Annotated in this window: 16 protein-coding genes; 6 read left to right on the forward strand and 10 right to left on the reverse strand. The window is 64.4% G+C overall.

Annotated elements, in window-relative coordinates:
* Positions 1–237 precede the first annotated feature (237 nt).
* Entirely contained in the window at positions 238–1,413 is a 1,176-nt protein-coding gene (gene nhaA / locus E5221_RS22315; RefSeq protein ID WP_123084198.1) for a Na+/H+ antiporter NhaA, read from the forward strand.
* A gap of 69 nt (positions 1,414–1,482) precedes the next feature.
* On the opposite strand, the gene E5221_RS22320 is transcribed toward nhaA, so the two are convergent.
* Positions 1,483–1,947, reverse strand: coding sequence for a glycine zipper 2TM domain-containing protein (locus tag E5221_RS22320; RefSeq protein WP_013973925.1), 465 nt, complete (start codon positions 1,945–1,947; stop codon positions 1,483–1,485).
* A 146-nt stretch (positions 1,948–2,093) separates the two neighbouring features.
* Here E5221_RS22320 and E5221_RS22325 point away from each other — a divergent pair, with 146 nt between their 5' ends.
* Positions 2,094–2,327: a hypothetical protein gene (locus E5221_RS22325; RefSeq protein WP_013973926.1), complete on the forward strand. Its 234-nt coding sequence runs from the start codon at positions 2,094–2,096 to the stop codon at positions 2,325–2,327.
* 40 nt (positions 2,328–2,367) lie between these two features.
* Here the strand turns inward: E5221_RS22325 and pdxH are convergent, their stop codons facing one another.
* The 5 genes from pdxH to dinG all read right to left on the reverse strand — a co-directional run bounded on the left by pdxH (position 2,368) and on the right by dinG (position 9,944).
* Entirely contained in the window at positions 2,368–3,015 is a 648-nt protein-coding gene (pdxH, locus tag E5221_RS22330; protein WP_013973927.1) for a pyridoxamine 5'-phosphate oxidase, read from the reverse strand.
* An 18-nt stretch (positions 3,016–3,033) separates the two neighbouring features.
* Positions 3,034–4,011, reverse strand: coding sequence for an OmpA family protein (locus E5221_RS22335; RefSeq protein ID WP_182329057.1), 978 nt, complete (start codon positions 4,009–4,011; stop codon positions 3,034–3,036).
* Positions 4,012–4,110: 99 nt separating this feature from the next.
* A complete protein-coding gene (locus tag E5221_RS22340; protein ID WP_182329056.1) occupies positions 4,111–5,256 on the reverse strand; it encodes a serine hydrolase domain-containing protein in 1,146 nt (381 codons plus the stop codon).
* A gap of 227 nt (positions 5,257–5,483) precedes the next feature.
* On the reverse strand, positions 5,484–7,718 hold the full coding sequence (locus E5221_RS22345; protein ID WP_247846472.1) for a beta-galactosidase: 2,235 nt from the start codon (positions 7,716–7,718) through the stop codon (positions 5,484–5,486).
* 81 nt (positions 7,719–7,799) lie between these two features.
* Positions 7,800–9,944, reverse strand: coding sequence for an ATP-dependent DNA helicase DinG (dinG, locus tag E5221_RS22350; RefSeq protein ID WP_013973931.1), 2,145 nt, complete (start codon positions 9,942–9,944; stop codon positions 7,800–7,802).
* A gap of 98 nt (positions 9,945–10,042) precedes the next feature.
* Here dinG and E5221_RS22355 point away from each other — a divergent pair, with 98 nt between their 5' ends.
* Positions 10,043–10,507 (forward strand): CopD family protein, encoded by a 465-nt coding sequence (locus tag E5221_RS22355; protein WP_061550340.1) that lies wholly within the window; start codon positions 10,043–10,045, stop codon positions 10,505–10,507.
* Positions 10,508–10,658: 151 nt separating this feature from the next.
* On the opposite strand, the gene E5221_RS22360 is transcribed toward E5221_RS22355, so the two are convergent.
* From E5221_RS22360 to E5221_RS22375, 4 genes are all read right to left on the reverse strand, one after another.
* On the reverse strand, positions 10,659–11,417 hold the full coding sequence (locus E5221_RS22360) for a hypothetical protein (RefSeq protein WP_024087646.1): 759 nt from the start codon (positions 11,415–11,417) through the stop codon (positions 10,659–10,661).
* Positions 11,410–11,685 carry a DUF1145 domain-containing protein gene (locus E5221_RS22365; RefSeq protein ID WP_013973933.1) on the reverse strand — a complete coding sequence of 92 codons (276 nt, stop codon included), beginning with the start codon at positions 11,683–11,685 and terminating at the stop codon, positions 11,410–11,412. The genes E5221_RS22360 and E5221_RS22365 overlap by 8 nt, the downstream gene beginning before the upstream one ends.
* Before the next feature lie 98 nt (positions 11,686–11,783).
* Positions 11,784–12,503: an OmpA family protein gene (locus E5221_RS22370; RefSeq protein ID WP_061550341.1), complete on the reverse strand. Its 720-nt coding sequence runs from the start codon at positions 12,501–12,503 to the stop codon at positions 11,784–11,786.
* An 89-nt stretch (positions 12,504–12,592) separates the two neighbouring features.
* Positions 12,593–13,285, reverse strand: coding sequence for an OmpA family protein (locus tag E5221_RS22375; protein ID WP_003258902.1), 693 nt, complete (start codon positions 13,283–13,285; stop codon positions 12,593–12,595).
* Positions 13,286–13,444: 159 nt separating this feature from the next.
* Between E5221_RS22375 and E5221_RS22380 the strand changes: the two genes are divergently transcribed.
* From E5221_RS22380 to E5221_RS22390, 3 genes are read left to right on the forward strand one after another with little or no spacing between them, the layout of a single operon-like run.
* Positions 13,445–13,939, forward strand: coding sequence for a DUF6231 family protein (locus E5221_RS22380; protein WP_003258904.1), 495 nt, complete (start codon positions 13,445–13,447; stop codon positions 13,937–13,939).
* A 2-nt stretch (positions 13,940–13,941) separates the two neighbouring features.
* The gene (locus E5221_RS22385; protein WP_015271542.1) at positions 13,942–14,418 is read left to right on the forward strand and encodes a YchJ family protein; all 477 of its coding nucleotides are present in this window, start codon (positions 13,942–13,944) and stop codon (positions 14,416–14,418) included.
* A 2-nt stretch (positions 14,419–14,420) separates the two neighbouring features.
* Positions 14,421–14,906 (forward strand): LEA type 2 family protein, encoded by a 486-nt coding sequence (locus E5221_RS22390; protein ID WP_061550342.1) that lies wholly within the window; start codon positions 14,421–14,423, stop codon positions 14,904–14,906.
* The last annotated feature ends 1 nt before the right edge of the window (position 14,907 follow it).

Below are 14,907 nucleotides of genomic sequence, written 5' to 3' on the forward strand. Positions count from 1 at the left end.
AGTACCTGTGGGAGCGGGTTTACCCGCGAAAGGGCCACTGCAGACATCAGAAAAATCCACAACAAACATCAGACTTCCCCTCCCAACTCCTTCCCCATCTGCGTCTAGGCTTTCCCGCAGCCCAGCCGGCAATACCATATAACAAAAACGAATATGGTTTTTGTTTGAAAGCATATTGCCAAAGGCTAGGGTGTACGCCCGTTCCATTGTCAACTGCTCATGGAGAGCCTATAACCCGTGCGTAGACTGTTCACCCGCTTCTTCCAGCTCGAAGCCGCCAGTGGCCTGTTGCTGATCGCTGCGGCCATCCTGGCCCTGGTAATCAACAACTCGCCGCTGTCCTACCTGTACAGCGGCCTGCTCGACGTTCCCGTCGCCGTTCAGGTCGGTGCGCTGCACATCGCCAAACCGCTGTTACTTTGGATCAACGACGGCCTGATGGCCCTGTTCTTCCTGCTGATCGGCCTGGAGGTCAAGCGCGAGGTGGTCGACGGCCACCTGTCCAAGCCCTCCCAAGTGATCCTGCCAGCCACCGCCGCCGTGGGCGGCATGGTGATACCGGCACTGATCTACTGGTTCATCAACCGTGACAACCCTGCCGCCATAGCCGGCTGGGCTATCCCCACAGCCACCGACATCGCCTTCGCCCTCGGCGTACTGGCCCTGCTGGGCAAGCGCGTGCCGGTGTCGCTGAAACTGTTCCTGATGACCCTGGCGATCATCGACGACCTGGGTGCGATCATCGTCATTGCCCTGTTCTACTCGGGCACCCTGTCGAGCATGTCGCTGCTGCTGGCTGCCGCCTGCCTGGTATTGCTGGTGTCGATGAATCGGCTTGGCGTGGTCAAGCTTGGGCCGTACATGGTCGTTGGCCTGATCCTGTGGGTCTGCGTGCTCAAGAGCGGCGTGCATGCCACCCTGGCCGGCGTCGCCCTGGCCCTGTGCATCCCGCTGCGCACGCGCCATGCCGAACGCTCACCACTGCTCGCCCTGGAACACGCCCTGCATCCTTGGGTTGCCTACGCCATCCTGCCGCTGTTCGCTTTCGCCAACGCCGGTGTATCGCTGGCAGGCATGACCGTAGAAAGCTTCACCCACCCGGTGCCACTGGGCATCGCCGTGGGGCTGCTGCTGGGCAAGACCGTGGGTGTCTTCGGCCTGACCTGGGTCGCGGTCAAGCTGCGCCTGGCCGCGCTGCCTGCAGGCGCCAGTTGGGGGCAATTGCTGGGTGTGGCGATACTTTGCGGTATCGGCTTCACCATGAGCCTGTTCGTCGGCTCGCTCGCCTTTGTGCCTGGCAGCAGTGATTACGCCGGGATGGACCGCATGGGTATTCTCACCGGCTCGTTCTTCGCCGCCGTGATCGGCTATGCGGTAACCGCCATGGCCAGCCGCAAGTCCAACGTCGGCTGACCTGGCCGCAGCATGAAAAAACCCCGACTGGCGAGCGCCATGTCGGGGTTTTGTCTTGTTGGGCTACGGTCAGTGCGTGACGCGGCTGGTGCCATCGACGGTCATGATGCGCACGCGGTCGCCAACGCGGAAGATCTCGTTCTGCTGCACGGCCTGCACATAGGCACGCATGCTGCCATCGTCCTCACGCACGGTGATTTCGACACCCTGGGTACGGGTCAGGCCCTCTTCGGCGGCGGAACCGGCCAGGCCACCGGCAACGGCACCGATCACGGCGGCGACGATGCTGCCACGGCCACCACCCACGGCGCTCCCGGCCACGCCACCGACGATGGCGCCAGCACCGCCACCGATCGGGGTCTTGGTGCCTTCGATCTTGACCGGACGCAGGGACTCGATAGTGCCCATGCGCACGGTTTGCACGCGGCGGGCCTCATCACGGGAGTAGCTGTCACCGGTCAGGCTCGAGGCACAGCCACCCAGCAACAGCGACATGGTGGTAAAGGTCGCCACCAGCAAAGCGGATTTACGCATGGGTAAGGTCTCCATAAGTCAGGTGCTCATTAGACGCTGCACGTTGACGGCTGTCACGGTACAAACGTAATAAAATTGTTTTCATTCAGCCAAGGGACAGCCTGCACGGCTGTGTCGAGGCCTTTCAAGTGAGACCAAGGATAGCCATGGATTACTTCATCGTCGTGGTCACCACCGTTGCGGGGCTGTATTTCCACTGGTGGCTGTATGTGCGCATGCGCCGCTGGATGGACCGTGACCTGGCGTTGTCGCTGGCAGGGTCGGACCCGGAAAAACGCGCGTATATGCTGCAAAGGCTGGAGCAGGCGCGGGTGGAGAAGGTGGGGCGCAAGCAGTTGGCGGGGTGGCTGGAGCGGGAAGCTGCGGGGTATCCTGGGTAGCCTGATGGAGTGCCGGGGCTGCTGCGCAGCCCCCGGAATCTCAGGGCGCCAACCGCTCCCGCAGCCATTGCCCATCTACCAGCCGGTAGTTCAGTCGGTCATGCAGGCGGCTGGCCCGCCCCTGCCAGAACTCGATGCGTTCAGGCAGCAAACGATACCCACCCCAATGTTCCGGGCAATGCGGCTGGGTGTCGGAAAAGCGCGCCTCAGTGGCCTTGACCAGCCCCTCCAGCTCCTCACGACCGGCAATCACTTGGCTCTGTGGCGAAGCCCAAGCCCCCAGGCGGCTACCCAGCGGGCGCACCTGGTAGTAGGCGTCAGACTCCTCGGGGGTGACCTTTTCCACCCGCCCTTCGATGCGCACCTGGCGCTCCAGCGCTGGCCAGAAGAAGGTCATGGCGGCGAAAGGGTTGACCAGCAGTTGCTGGCCCTTGGCACTATCGTAGTTGGTGAAGAAAGTGAAGCCACGCTCATCGAGCCCCTTCAGCAACAAGATACGGCAGTGCGGGCGGCCTTCACCGTCGACAGTGGCCAAGGTCATGGCGTTGGCTTCCACCGGCACCTGCTCGGTTTTCACCGCTTCGGCGAACCACTGGTGGAACAGGGCGAACGGCTCCCCCGGGGCCTGGGATTCGGCCAGGCCATCACGGGTGTAGTCGCGGCGCATATCGGCCAGGGATTGGGTCATTGCTGCGTTCCTTGACAATCAGTTGGTCTTCGCAGGGCTGTTGGCAGCTACTTTCTTTTCAGTGGTAGCTTTCTTGGCAACCGGCTTGGCCGGTGCAGCTTTTTTCTTGGCCGTGGTCTTGGCTGGCGCCTTGGCCTTGGCTTTGGTCACAGCCTTCTTCGCCACAGCCTTGGTGGCCGGCTTGCTGTCAGCAGGCTTGGCAGCAGGTGCTTTGACATCTTGCACCGCCACCATTGGCGCGCGCGCCGGGGCGGCTTGCTGGTACTTGGCCAGCAGGGCGACCATGGTGTTCTGCGGGGTCAACAGCATTTCCACACGGCGGTTCAGGGCACGGCCCTCGGCACTGTCGTTGGCGGCGCGCGGCATTTCCGAGCCCATGCCCTTGAGGTTCAGACGGTCACGCTGCAGGCCGCTGAGGCGGAAGATGGCCGACACCGAAGCGGCGCGCTCCAGGCTGAGCTTCTGGTTGGCGGCAGCGACACCGCTACTGTCGGCATGGCCGAGTACCAGCACGGCGGTCTTGGCATCGCCTTCGACAGTCTTGGCCACACGGGTGATCGGGCCCAGGGTCATCGGCAGCAGCATGTTCGGGCGATCGGGGTTGTACGAACTGTCCACCGGGATGGTTACGGCCAGCACGTTGTCACGACGCTCCAGCTCCAGCTTGCTGCCCTTGATCGCCTCACGCAGCTTTGGCTCGTACTCGTCCAGCCAGGCCTGGGTGGCCTTCTGGTCGACCTTCGGCACCACCGGCCCCTTGGCCTGCTTCTCTTCACCGCCGAACGGCCACCACCAACGGCTGGCGTTGTCGGACTTGGCGTCGGCCTTGGCCACATTTTCCGTGACGGCTTGCTTCACTTCCTGCTCGGCAACCTTGTCCGAACCGAAGGGCCACCAGCTCGAGGCGCTGTCCTTCGAGCCGTCCTGGGGGTGACTGGCGCAGCCGGTAACGGCGGTCAGGCACAGGGCGAGTGCTAAGGTTTTGTGTGAAGACATCAGCGATACACCATGAAATAGAAAGAAATTTTGCTTACGCCCTTCAGGCGTTGGCATTGAGGATAGTCAAAGGGCTGGGGCAATACCCGCATTACCCGATCAAAGGCAACTGGCAAGGACGCGTACCAGTTTCTGGGCTCGCGGGTCCATGAGCACATAAGGGCCAAGGGTATTGACCACGAAACCGAAGGCCACATCGTGTTCCGGGTCAGCGAAACCAACCGAGCCGCCGGCGCCTGGGTGGCCGAAGGCGCGGGCCCCGAGGCCGAACGTGGCATTGGCCACGTCTGGCTGGTCGAGCATGCAGCCCAGGCCAAAACGGGTCTGGGTGAGCAGAGTACGATCCTGGCCGAGGCTGTGCTCACGGGTGAGTTCGTCGAGCAGCTCTGATTCGAGCAGGCTACCGTCCAGCAGCCCGGCATAGAAGCCCGCCAGGCTGCGCGCATTGCCATGGCCGTTGGCGGCTGGCTGCTGCATGCGCCGCCACTCCGGCTTGTTGGTACTGGTCAGGATCGCCGGCGGGTTGGTGAAGGCGCGGGTCGACAGGGCCTCGGGCTCGCGCATGGTCACCTGCAGCAGGCGCTGAGCTGCAGCGTCCCCGGCGTTGCCCTTGCTACGGGCGATATGCGCTACGCGATGAAACTCATCGTCCGCCAGGCCGATATGAAAATCCAGCCCCAACGGCCGAGCGGTACGGGCCACGATCGAGTCGCCGGGGCCACGGCCGTCGGCACGGCGGATCAGCTCACCGATCAGCCAGCCGTAGGTAATGGCGGCATAGCCATGCTCGGTGCCGGGTGTCCACCAGGGCGTTTCGGCAGCCAGCGCATCGACCATGGCCTGCCAGTCATACAGTGCCTCGGCCGGCAGCAGCTCACGGATGGCCGGCAAGCCGGCGCGGTGGCTGAGCAGCTGGCGCAGGGTAATCGCCTGTTTGCCTGCCTGGGCGAACTCGGGCCAGTAGTTGGCCACCGGCGCATCAAGGGCCAGCTTGCCCTCGCCGACCAGTTGCAGGGCGGTGACAGCGGTGAAGGTCTTGGTGCAGGAGAACAGGTTGGCGATGGTATCGCTGTGCCAGGCCTGCTGGCCGTCCTTGTCGGCACTGCCGGCCCACAGGTCGACCACGGTTTCGCCACCAACCTGGATGCACAGCGCGGCACCACGCTCCTGGGGATCATCGAACAGCGCGGCAAAGGCTTCGCGCACTGCTTCGAACTTCAGCTCATAGTGACCCTGGATCTGCACCCGCTGTTCTCCGTACGACCAATTCCGAAAATGGTGTGCATTGTTTCAGTAGTTTGGCGTTTTGCAAACTGGCTTGGGCTGGGTGGTCACTGTGGGAGCGGCCTTGTGTCGCGATGGGCTGCGCAGCAGCCCCGGCAATTTATGCAGCGCCGCTGAATTCAGGGGACTGCTTCGCAGTCCTTTCGCGACGCAAGGCCGCTCCCACAAAAAGACCGCGTCGTCCTGGGCTAGGGCGCCGGTTTTTCCAGTTGGACGCGCAGCTGGCTCATTGCCTGGAAGTTGCTCTTGCGCACGGCATCGACAAACCCCGGGTATGGCATATCGGTGATCGCCACCAACCCTAGGTGACCGTTCTCGCCATCGAGCAGGCGGCCGCTGGCCGGCTGGTCGAGGTACTGGAACCAGTGCGCGCCAACGATCATCGGCTGCGCCAGGGCCGCCTTGAGGAAGTTGCCGTAGGCCGGGCCGCGGTCTTCTTCCCGCGCCACTTCCAGCGGCCCCGGCCAGAACGGCCCGCGATCGCGCGAGCCGAACTGGAACTCGGACACCAACACCGGCTTGTCCAGCTCGGCCAGGCGGGTGAAGTCGTAGCCGTCCTGCGGCTTCAGGGTATAGAAGTTGAAGCTGAGCACATCGCAGAACTCGGCGCAGGCCTTGACCGCCTCTGGCGTGCTGACGGCATAGCGGCCACCCAGCAGCAGGTGATTGGGCGCATGCCATTTCAGCGAGTCGGCAATGGTCTTGAAGTAGGTTTCGGCAAACACTTGCTGGAAATACTGGTAGTCACGCTCGATTTCCGGGTGCTCCGGGTCGGGCAACGGCGCCTCGAAGCCCGGATCTTCCATCAGTTCCCAGGCAGTCAGCTCGATGCCCCAGGCCTTGGACAGCCCTTCCTGGTTGCGGTACTTGTCGCGCAATTGCTTGAGGAAGGCACGCTTGGCCGGCACATCGGTAGTCAGGCGCAAGGTGCCGTAGGCCAGGCCATAACGCGCCTTGGGGTCGCTACCGGGTGCCGCCCAGGCCAGTTCGTTGTCGGCGAAATAGCCAATCAGCCAAGGGTCGTCACGGTGATCGCGGGCGGCAATGGCCACGGCACGCTCGGTGGCCATGGCAAAACGCGGGTCGAACGGGTCGGGCATCCTGCCCCACCAGTCCATGCCGGTACTGATGCTGGCGTAATCACCCACGATCGACAATGGCAAGGTGTACGGCATGCGCCTGGCCTGGCCGAGGGCCGGCTCGCTCCAGTTGCCAAGCGTATTGAAACCCCAGGCCTGCAGGCGGTCGAGCGCGTGCGCCTGCCAGCGAGCGGTATCCAGCGCCAATGGTGGGCAGCTTGCCGGCTGCCCCTCTACCGCGGGCGGGCAGGGTTTGCCATAGGTGCGCTGCAGGTTGGCGGCATAGAAATCGAACCAGCGCCCCTGTTTGAAGTTGCGCCCTTGCGACGAGGGGTTGCCATCGTCGTTGTTGCCATCACCATAGAATGCGGCCAGTGCATCCCCCTCAACCGGCAACCCCTTGAACATCCCCTCACGCCCGGCGACATAGGTACGCCCGCCATCCGCGGCGACGGCATTCACCCCCAGGGAATAGAACGGATGCCCCTCGGGCGTTACCAGGTACCAGCGGCCGTCACGCTTTTCGGTGCGGAAGAAGCCTTTGGCCTCGAACGCCGGCCCGGCCAGCAGGCCGCCGTACGCGTCCAGCTGCTGCTTGCCACGCTCTGCCAGCCAGCCTTTGAGCTGTTGCTGCTCGCGTACATCGGCCGCCTTGAGCTGCTCGTCATTGGTAACCTTTTCTGGCCAATGGCCGCGGGTGGACTGGCCATAGGCATCGATCAGCTCCTGGTAGGCCGCCTTGTATGCCTGGTCGTCATCCTGAATGCCCACCCGCTCGATCAGCAGGTTCTGCGCCACCTTGGGGTTGGGGATACTCAGGCTGACCGACGTCACCTGCTTGAGGTCGACCGCACCGGCGCTGCTGGTCAGCAGCAGGCGCTGGCCGCCATGGTTCCAGGGCATGGGCGGGCCGGCGCGCATGCCTTGGCTCAACGGCGAACTGGCCGTCAGCGGTACCATCACGGTTTGTGCAGGACCGGCCGGAAGGTCGATGCGGCTGGTCAACGTGCGCCCATCACTGCCCTGCACCAACACGTCCACGGTCAGCGCCCAATCCATCGCGCTTTGCAGGCGCAAGGTCAGGAACTGACCGCCGGACCAGTCCCACACACCGCTTTGCGGGCTCAGGCGCAGGGTCGGCCGCAGGGCCGGGTTGAACACCACGCGCCGCAACACTTCGCCTTCGGCCGTCTGCTCCGCGTTGTACTGCGGCATGCCGGCATCCTCGGTCGCCACATTGACCACCGAGGCCGGGCGCACGAAGCTGAAAAGCGTCTGCTGCCCAGCCAGCAACGGCGAGCTGAACAACAGGGCAAAAACGGCGGGCAGGGTACGGCGGACCATAAGGCTGGGGCTCTCCTTCAGGGCCCTCATGGCCCACGACTGAGTAATGGACAACGCGCCGGAGCAAGTGTGCTCCGGCGGTCAGGAAATCTCCCGCCGGAACGGCGGCAGCGCATTGAGAATAGCCTTGCCGTAGCGCTGGGTGACCAGGCGCCGGTCAAGCAAGGTGATAACACCGCGATCCTGTTCGGTTCGCAGCAGGCGGCCACAGGCCTGAATCAGCCGCAGCGAGGCGTCGGGCACGGCAATTTCCATGAACGGGTTGCCACCGCGAGCCTCGATCCACTCGGCCAACGCCGCTTCGACCGGGTCGTCGGGCACGGCGAAGGGAATCTTGGCGATCACCACGTGCTCGCAGTAGGCACCCGGCAGGTCGACACCCTCGGCAAAGCTGGCCAGGCCGAACAGCACGCTGTGCTGGCCGTCGTCGACCCGTGCCTTGTGCTTGTTCAGGGTTTCCTGCTTGGACAGGTTGCCTTGGATCAGCACTAGCTTGCGCCAGTCACGGTCCAGGCCATCGAACACGTCCTGCATCTGCTTGCGCGAGGAGAACAGCACCAGCGCGCCGCGGGCATCTTCGACGATGTTCGGCAGTTCGCGGATGATCGCTGCGGTATGCGCCGCCGCATCCCTCGGGTCGGCCTTGAGGTCGGGGACCCGCAGCAGGCCGGCATCGCCATGCACGAACGGGCTGGGCACCACGCAGGTGACCGCGTCACGCGGCAACCCCGAGCGCATGCGGAAGCGGTCGAACTTGCCCAGCGCAGTCAGCGTCGCCGAGGTCACCAGTGCGCCATGTGCCACGCTCCACAGGCTGCGGCGAAGCATTTCGGCGGCCAGGATGGGGCTGGCATTGACTTCGATGTCGAACAGCGCACCGCTCTCGGCCAGGGTCAGCCAACGGGCCATGGGTGGGCTGTCTTCCGGATCTTCGGCGGTAAAGGCCGTCCACAGTTCCCAGTTGCCCTGGGCACGGGTGACCAGGCTACCGAACAGCGGGTACCACTCCTCGGCCTGATGGCTGGCGATGCCGATGTTGACCTCACCGTCCATGCCCTCCTTGAGCAGGTCGGCCAGGCGGGTGAACAGGTCGTTGAGGCGAGCAAAGCCCTTTTTCAGCTCGATGCCCACTTCGCGAATCTGCTCCGGCACCACGCCGCCTTCGAAGCGGTAGCGCGGGCGCTCACGGCCTTCGTTGTCCTCGCTGGGGCGGAAGTCGGCAACCTGCTCGCACAGGGTGAACATGAACTGCTGCTGGGTGCGCACTTCCCGCGCTAGCTCCGGCACCTGTTCGATGTACTTGCCCAGATCACCGGGCAGCGGGTGCTGGGCCAGCAGCTTGGTCAGGTTCTTGGCGGTCTGCTCCAGCCAGTCGGCAGTGGAACGCAGGCGCGAATAGTGGGCGAAATGGCCGATAGCCTTATCCGGCAGGTGGTGGCCTTCGTCGAACACGTACATGGTGTCGCGCGGGTCGGGCAATACCGCGCCGCCGCCCAGGGCCAGGTCGGCCAGCACCATGTCGTGGTTGGTGACGATCACGTCGACCTTGCCCATGCCTTCGCGGGCCTTGTAGAACACGCACTGCTGGAAGTTCGGGCAATGACGGCCGGTACACTGGCTGTGGTCGGTGGTCAGGCGCGCCCAATCCTGGTCTTCCAGGGCTTCGGGCCAGCTGTCGCGGTCACCGTCCCAGCGATTGCCGGCAAGCTTCTCGATCATGCTGTTGAACAGCTTCTGGCTGCGCTCGTCGACTTCGATGTGAAAGCCTTCTTCCTCGAACAGCTGGGCGGTGGCCGACTGGGCGTGGCCCTCCTGCAGCAGGATGTCGAGCTTGGACAGGCACAGGTAGCGGCCACGGCCCTTGGCCAGGGCGAAGCTGAAGTTCAGCCCGCTGCTGCGCATCAGGTCGGGCAGGTCCTTGAAGACGATCTGCTCCTGCAGCGCCACGGTGGCGGTGGCGATCACCAAACGCTTGCCGGCGGCCTTGGCGGCCGGAATGGCAGCCAGGCTGTAGGCCACCGTCTTGCCGGTACCGGTGCCCGCCTCCACTGCCACCACGGCAGGCTCGCCGGCACGGCGGCCTTCTTCGTCGCAGGCGATGTCGCCGAGCACCTTGGCCACTTCGGCGATCATCAGGCGCTGGCCATAGCGCGGCTTGAGGCTCTTGGCTTCGAGAAAACGCGTATAGGCGCCCTGGATGGTGGCTTTGAGTTCGTTGCTGATCATGGTCTGCAGGCGCCCGGAGGGCTGGATATATTTTCAGTGTTTCGCATGGGGCGGCTATCATACCCCGCTATTGCCCTTTATGCCGCATGGAGATCCGGATGCTTGCCTTTGCCCTGCCCTACACACTGCATGTCCTGGCCGCCCTGGTGTGGGTCGGCGGCATGTTCTTCGCCTGGCTGGTGCTGCGCCCGGCAACGGTTGCAGCCCTTGAAGGGCCTGCCCGGCTGCGCTTGTGGGTGGAAGTTTTCCGACGCTTCTTCGGTTGGGTCTGGCTGGCCGTGGCGATTTTGGCGATAAGTGGTATCGGCATGTTGCACATGCGCTTCAGCGGCTTCGAGACTGCACCGAAATATGTGCAGGTAATGATCGGTGGGGGCATCGCCATGTTTGCCCTGTTCATGCGCATCCAGGCGCTGCTGCTGCCGGAGTTGAGGGCGGCTGTGCAGGCCGAGGACTGGCCGGCAGGTGCGGCAGTGCTGGGACGGATTCGGCGGATGGTGGGGATCAACCTGCTGCTCGGTCTGGCGGTGGTAGTCGTGGCCAGTTCGCGGCTGATGCTCTGACAGGATCTGCTCGGCCCCTGTAGGAGCGGCCTTGTGTCGCGATGGGCTGCGCAGCAGCCCCGGCAATTTGTGCGAAGGTGCTGAAATCTTGGGGCTGCTGCGCAGCCCATCGCGACACAAGGCCGCTCCTACAGGGGGGCGCGGCAAGGCTTCAGAGGCGCTGCAGAATCAGCTCACCTGCAGCGCCGGCCAACCCAGGTTGGCCCGGCTGCCCCGGCCGGCCGTTGGCGCCGGCGTCTGTGCGGTAAACCAGGCAACCCTTGCTAGCGCCGCCCTTGCCGGCCTTGCCAGCAGCCCCGGCCTTGCCCGGTGCGCCGCCGTCCAGGCGCACCACGATGCGTTCCTGCGGGAAGCCCTGCGGCACGCTCAGGCGGATGCGCCCACCCGGCGCGCCATCGTGCCCGTTGCCGCCGTCATCGCCGTTGGCACCGCGGCTGGCCTGGCCCCAGGTGCAGCCACCGGCCTGGCCGTTGGCGCCATCCAGCCCCACGTACCCCGGCGCACCGGCACCGCCACGGGCATCGATGGCCAGGCGCTCGGCATCCACTTCAGCCAGTTTCAGGTCCAGGCTGCGGCCTGACCGGGCTCCCCGCTGGTAAGTACCCGCCGCTCCCGGCGCACTGAATTCGCTACCCTCACCCAGCCGCGCACTGCGCGCCTCGATCAGCAACGGGCTATCGGAAGGTGCAATGGCGATACGCGCATCGCGCCCCAGCTCCAGCTGGTCAACCTTCAATTCCGCGAGCGTGGCAGGCAGCAGCAGGGTTGCGGCATCGGCGACACGCAACTGTGCCAGGTGCACGCTGGCAGACTTGTCGGGCAGGCGCAGCATGGAATTGGCAGCGACCTCCAGGCTTTCGGCCTGGGCCAGGGGAGCGGCCAACATGGCCAATAACATCAGATTACGCATTTCGCGGCGCCTCCTGCACACGGGGGATGGACATGACATGGAAGATACCCGTCAACAGGATCTGCAAACGATCGAACCAGCGGTGGCTGCGGCCGCGCAAGCTGCCATTGAAGAACAGCACTTCAAGCAGGTGCAGGCCCAGCAAGGTGATGCCGGCGGCGTTGATCAGCAGGTTGAAGGGCAAGGGTTGTGGCATGAACTGATTGAACAGCACCACCCCCCAGAAAGCGACAGTCAGGACCTTGCCCAAGCCCAGGATGAACTTCATATCCCGCCCCCATGGATTGTTGTTATGTCGAGACGGCCCGTTCGAGCGGGCCGTGCGACCAACATTAACTGCAATGCCCGGACAGGCGCCAGCACCACTCAGTTGAGGTGCAGTTCCACTCGTCGGTTGCGGGCACGGCCCTCCTCGCTTTCGTTGTCGGTGACCGGCTCACTCTCGCCGCGCCCCTGGCTGGTGACCTTGCCCGCCTCCAGCCCTTGGCCAATCAGGTAAACGGCCACGCTGCTGGCGCGGCGTTCGGAAAGTGCCTGGTTGTAGCTGTCGGAGCCGACGTTATCGGTATGCCCGATGACGCTTACCTTGGCCACCGTCGGTGAATCGAGTTTTGCCACCAGGCCTTGCAGGCGCTGCTGGGCCGCAGGGGTCAGCTCGGCGGAATCGAAGGCGAACATCACCGCGCCGTTGTCATCCAGAATGATCACCTCCGGCGAGGGTTCAGGTTCAGTGGCAGGCGGTGATGCGGGGTACACCTTCAACGGGCAACCCATGTGGTCGACCGCAGTGTTGGCGGGGGTATCTGGGCAACGATCGCGACGGTCGAAAATACCGTCACCATCTTCGTCGCCATCCTGGGCGTAACAGATCAGGCCCCCGGCGATGGCGCCAAGGGCACCGCCGCCAGCCGCCCAGCTCGAACTTTCGATGGCACCCAGGCCACCACCGACCAGGCCGCCGAGCAGGCTGCAGATGGGCCAGGTCCTCTGGTTGAGCGGCGCGCTGCCATCGCTGTGGGTGGCGCAGCCCGCTAGCAGGCTGGCAGCCACCAACAGCGGCAGCGCCGCCTTCGACGTCACACTCATGCTGAATGCTCCTGTGTCATTGGCCACGGGCGGCTGACCGCCGTGAAGACGCGCCCGTGCCACTGCTCAAGGCACGGACGCACGCCGGTCTACCGCTGGATCTTGATCTCGGTACGGCGGTTCATGGCACGCCCCTCGGCCGTGGCGTTGTCTGCCACCGGCTGGGTTTCACCAGCACCGACCACCGACACGAAGCTGCTGCGCGGCACACCGCTCTCGACCAGGTAATCGGTCACCGAGTGGGCACGGCGCTCGGACAGTTTCTGGTTGTAGCTGTCGGAGCCGACGCTATCGGTATGGCCGCTGACGCTCAGGCGGGCGGACGGTGCCTCCTGTTTCAGCCGCGTGGCAATGGTGTTGAGGCGCTCCTTGTCGCTGGCGGTCAGGCGCGCAGAGTCGAACTCGAAGTGCACATCGCGGATGACGATGACTTCTTCCTTCTGCACCACCACTTCCTCGACCACCGCGGCCGGCTCCGGCGGGCAGCCGTTGGCATCGACCTGCACACCGCGCGGGGTGCCTGGGCACTTGTCACGGCTGTCCGGCACACCGTCACCATCCTCGTCGCCATCGCCATGGGCCCAGCAATAGCCCGCCGCCAGGCCACCGCCCAGCAACGCGCCCCAACCAGCCCAGCTGGAGCTCTCGATGGCGCCCAGGGCAGCGCCGCTTACACCCCCGACGGCGGCACATTTCGGCCAGTCGGTCTTTTGCAAACCTGCACAACCAGTCAACACACTGGTGAGCAGAACCAGGGGTATCGCTGTGCGTACTATGCTCATTTCATTGCTTCTCCTAGGGGGAATCGGCATAAGGCCGATTTCAGGGAGTAAAGACCGAGCATCTGATCCCTGCCACCAATAAGCCACGACACAGTGACATGCCTCTTTGCCCGCACGCTGCGGCCCGCTAGTCTTGGATGACTTCAACGAGGATTGGCAATGACCGACGGTTTTTCCCAGCGCACCCCGCAGCAGGCCTTGGCGGCCCTGCTCGAGCGCTTCACTCCGCAACGCCTGCTGCTGGTGGGCACGCGCTTTCCGGCGCTGGACGCCTTCGCCCAGGCGCACCCACAGGTAACCATCGCCACGGCCGCCCCAGGCCCGCTGCCGGCCGAACTGGCAGCCCAGCGCTTTGACCTTGCGGTACTGGTGGACTGCCTGGAGCACCTGCCAAAACGCACCGGCCTGGAATTGCTCGGTGGCATTCGCAACCTCAATGCCAGCCGGGTCGCAGTGCTGGCCGACCTGGTCGCCTGTGGCTGGCAAGACACCGATTTCTTTGCCCTTGCCCTGTCGGCCAGCGAGAAATTCCGCCGTGACCAGCAGGTATTGAGCCTGTTCACCTATGATCTACATGACTACAAGCAGGTACCGGACTGGCTGAATGCCAAGTTCTGGGCCAACCCTGAAAATTTCGGCAAGTACTGGTGGTGATGATGAGTGTCTCGGTCTGCCCTTGTGGCAGTGGCAACCTGCTCGACGCCTGCTGCGGGCATTACCACGCCGGCACCCCGGCGCCGGATGCCCAGGCGCTGATGCGCTCACGCTACAGTGCCTACGTGCTGGGCCTGGTCGACTACCTGGTGGCCACCACCCTGCCGGCCCAGCAAGCCGGCCTGGACCGTGCCGCCATGGCCGCCTGGAGCGCCCAGAGCACCTGGCTGGGCCTGGAGGTGGAAAGCGCTGAGGTGCTGGGCGGCCAGCCGGAGCACGGTTTTGTCACCTTCACTGCACGTTGGCACGACCAGGAGGGTGACCATCAGCACCGCGAGCGCTCGGCATTCGTCCAGCACGCCGGGCGCTGGTACTTCATCGACCCCACGGTCGGGCTCAAGGCCGGGCGCAACGACCCCTGCCCCTGCGCCAGCGGTCAGAAGTTCAAGAAATGCTGCGCCAGTTACGTGGGTAGCTGACCATGATCGCCCGCACCCGCCCGCTGCTGCTCGCCACCCTGATGGCATGGCTTGCACTGCTCGCGGGCTGCGCCAGCTGGGGCGGTGACGACTGGCGCGAACCCGAGGTGCACCTGGTCGAGGTGGAGACAGTCAAGGCAAGGTTGCTGGAGCAGGAGTTCGTGCTGCATCTGCGAATCGACAACCCCAATGACAGCCGCCTGTTCATCCGCAACCTGTCGTATGCCATACGCCTCAATGACCTGTTGCTGGTGCAGGATGAAACCAGCGTGTGGCGCAGTGTCGGCGGGCATGCCCGGCGTACTTTCAAGATCACCGCACGGACCAACCTGTGGCAGCACCTGAAACCGCTGGCCAAGCTGCTGAAAAGCGAACAACCACTGCATTACAGCCTGCTGGGCGAGCTGGCGACCGGGTTGCTCATCCATCGGGACCTGCACTTGTCGCGCAGTGGTGAGATAATCCCCGGCGATTACAAACCGGAGTGAC

This window comes from Pseudomonas sp. A2 (assembly GCF_023100865.1).
Taxonomy (GTDB): domain Bacteria; phylum Pseudomonadota; class Gammaproteobacteria; order Pseudomonadales; family Pseudomonadaceae; genus Aquipseudomonas; species Aquipseudomonas asiatica.

Bases quoted from the DNA above. Each gene is read 5' to 3' on its own strand.
- E5221_RS22345 (WP_247846472.1), bottom strand. From the start codon at position 7,718: ATGGTCCGCCGTACCCTGCCCGCCGTTTTTGCCCTGTTGTTCAGCTCG.
- E5221_RS22385 (WP_015271542.1), top strand. From the start codon at position 13,942: ATGAGTGTCTCGGTCTGCCCTTGTGGCAGTGGCAACCTGCTCGACGCC.
- E5221_RS22335 (WP_182329057.1), bottom strand. From the start codon at position 4,011: ATGTCTTCACACAAAACCTTAGCACTCGCCCTGTGCCTGACCGCCGTT.
- E5221_RS22320 (WP_013973925.1), bottom strand. From the start codon at position 1,947: ATGCGTAAATCCGCTTTGCTGGTGGCGACCTTTACCACCATGTCGCTG.
- E5221_RS22325 (WP_013973926.1), top strand. From the start codon at position 2,094: ATGGATTACTTCATCGTCGTGGTCACCACCGTTGCGGGGCTGTATTTC.
- E5221_RS22365 (WP_013973933.1), bottom strand. From the start codon at position 11,685: ATGAAGTTCATCCTGGGCTTGGGCAAGGTCCTGACTGTCGCTTTCTGG.
- dinG (WP_013973931.1), bottom strand. From the start codon at position 9,944: ATGATCAGCAACGAACTCAAAGCCACCATCCAGGGCGCCTATACGCGT.
- pdxH (WP_013973927.1), bottom strand. From the start codon at position 3,015: ATGACCCAATCCCTGGCCGATATGCGCCGCGACTACACCCGTGATGGC.
- E5221_RS22375 (WP_003258902.1), bottom strand. From the start codon at position 13,285: ATGAGCATAGTACGCACAGCGATACCCCTGGTTCTGCTCACCAGTGTG.
- E5221_RS22360 (WP_024087646.1), bottom strand. From the start codon at position 11,417: ATGCGTAATCTGATGTTATTGGCCATGTTGGCCGCTCCCCTGGCCCAG.
- E5221_RS22355 (WP_061550340.1), top strand. From the start codon at position 10,043: ATGCTTGCCTTTGCCCTGCCCTACACACTGCATGTCCTGGCCGCCCTG.
- E5221_RS22380 (WP_003258904.1), top strand. From the start codon at position 13,445: ATGACCGACGGTTTTTCCCAGCGCACCCCGCAGCAGGCCTTGGCGGCC.
- E5221_RS22370 (WP_061550341.1), bottom strand. From the start codon at position 12,503: ATGAGTGTGACGTCGAAGGCGGCGCTGCCGCTGTTGGTGGCTGCCAGC.
- E5221_RS22390 (WP_061550342.1), top strand. From the start codon at position 14,421: ATGATCGCCCGCACCCGCCCGCTGCTGCTCGCCACCCTGATGGCATGG.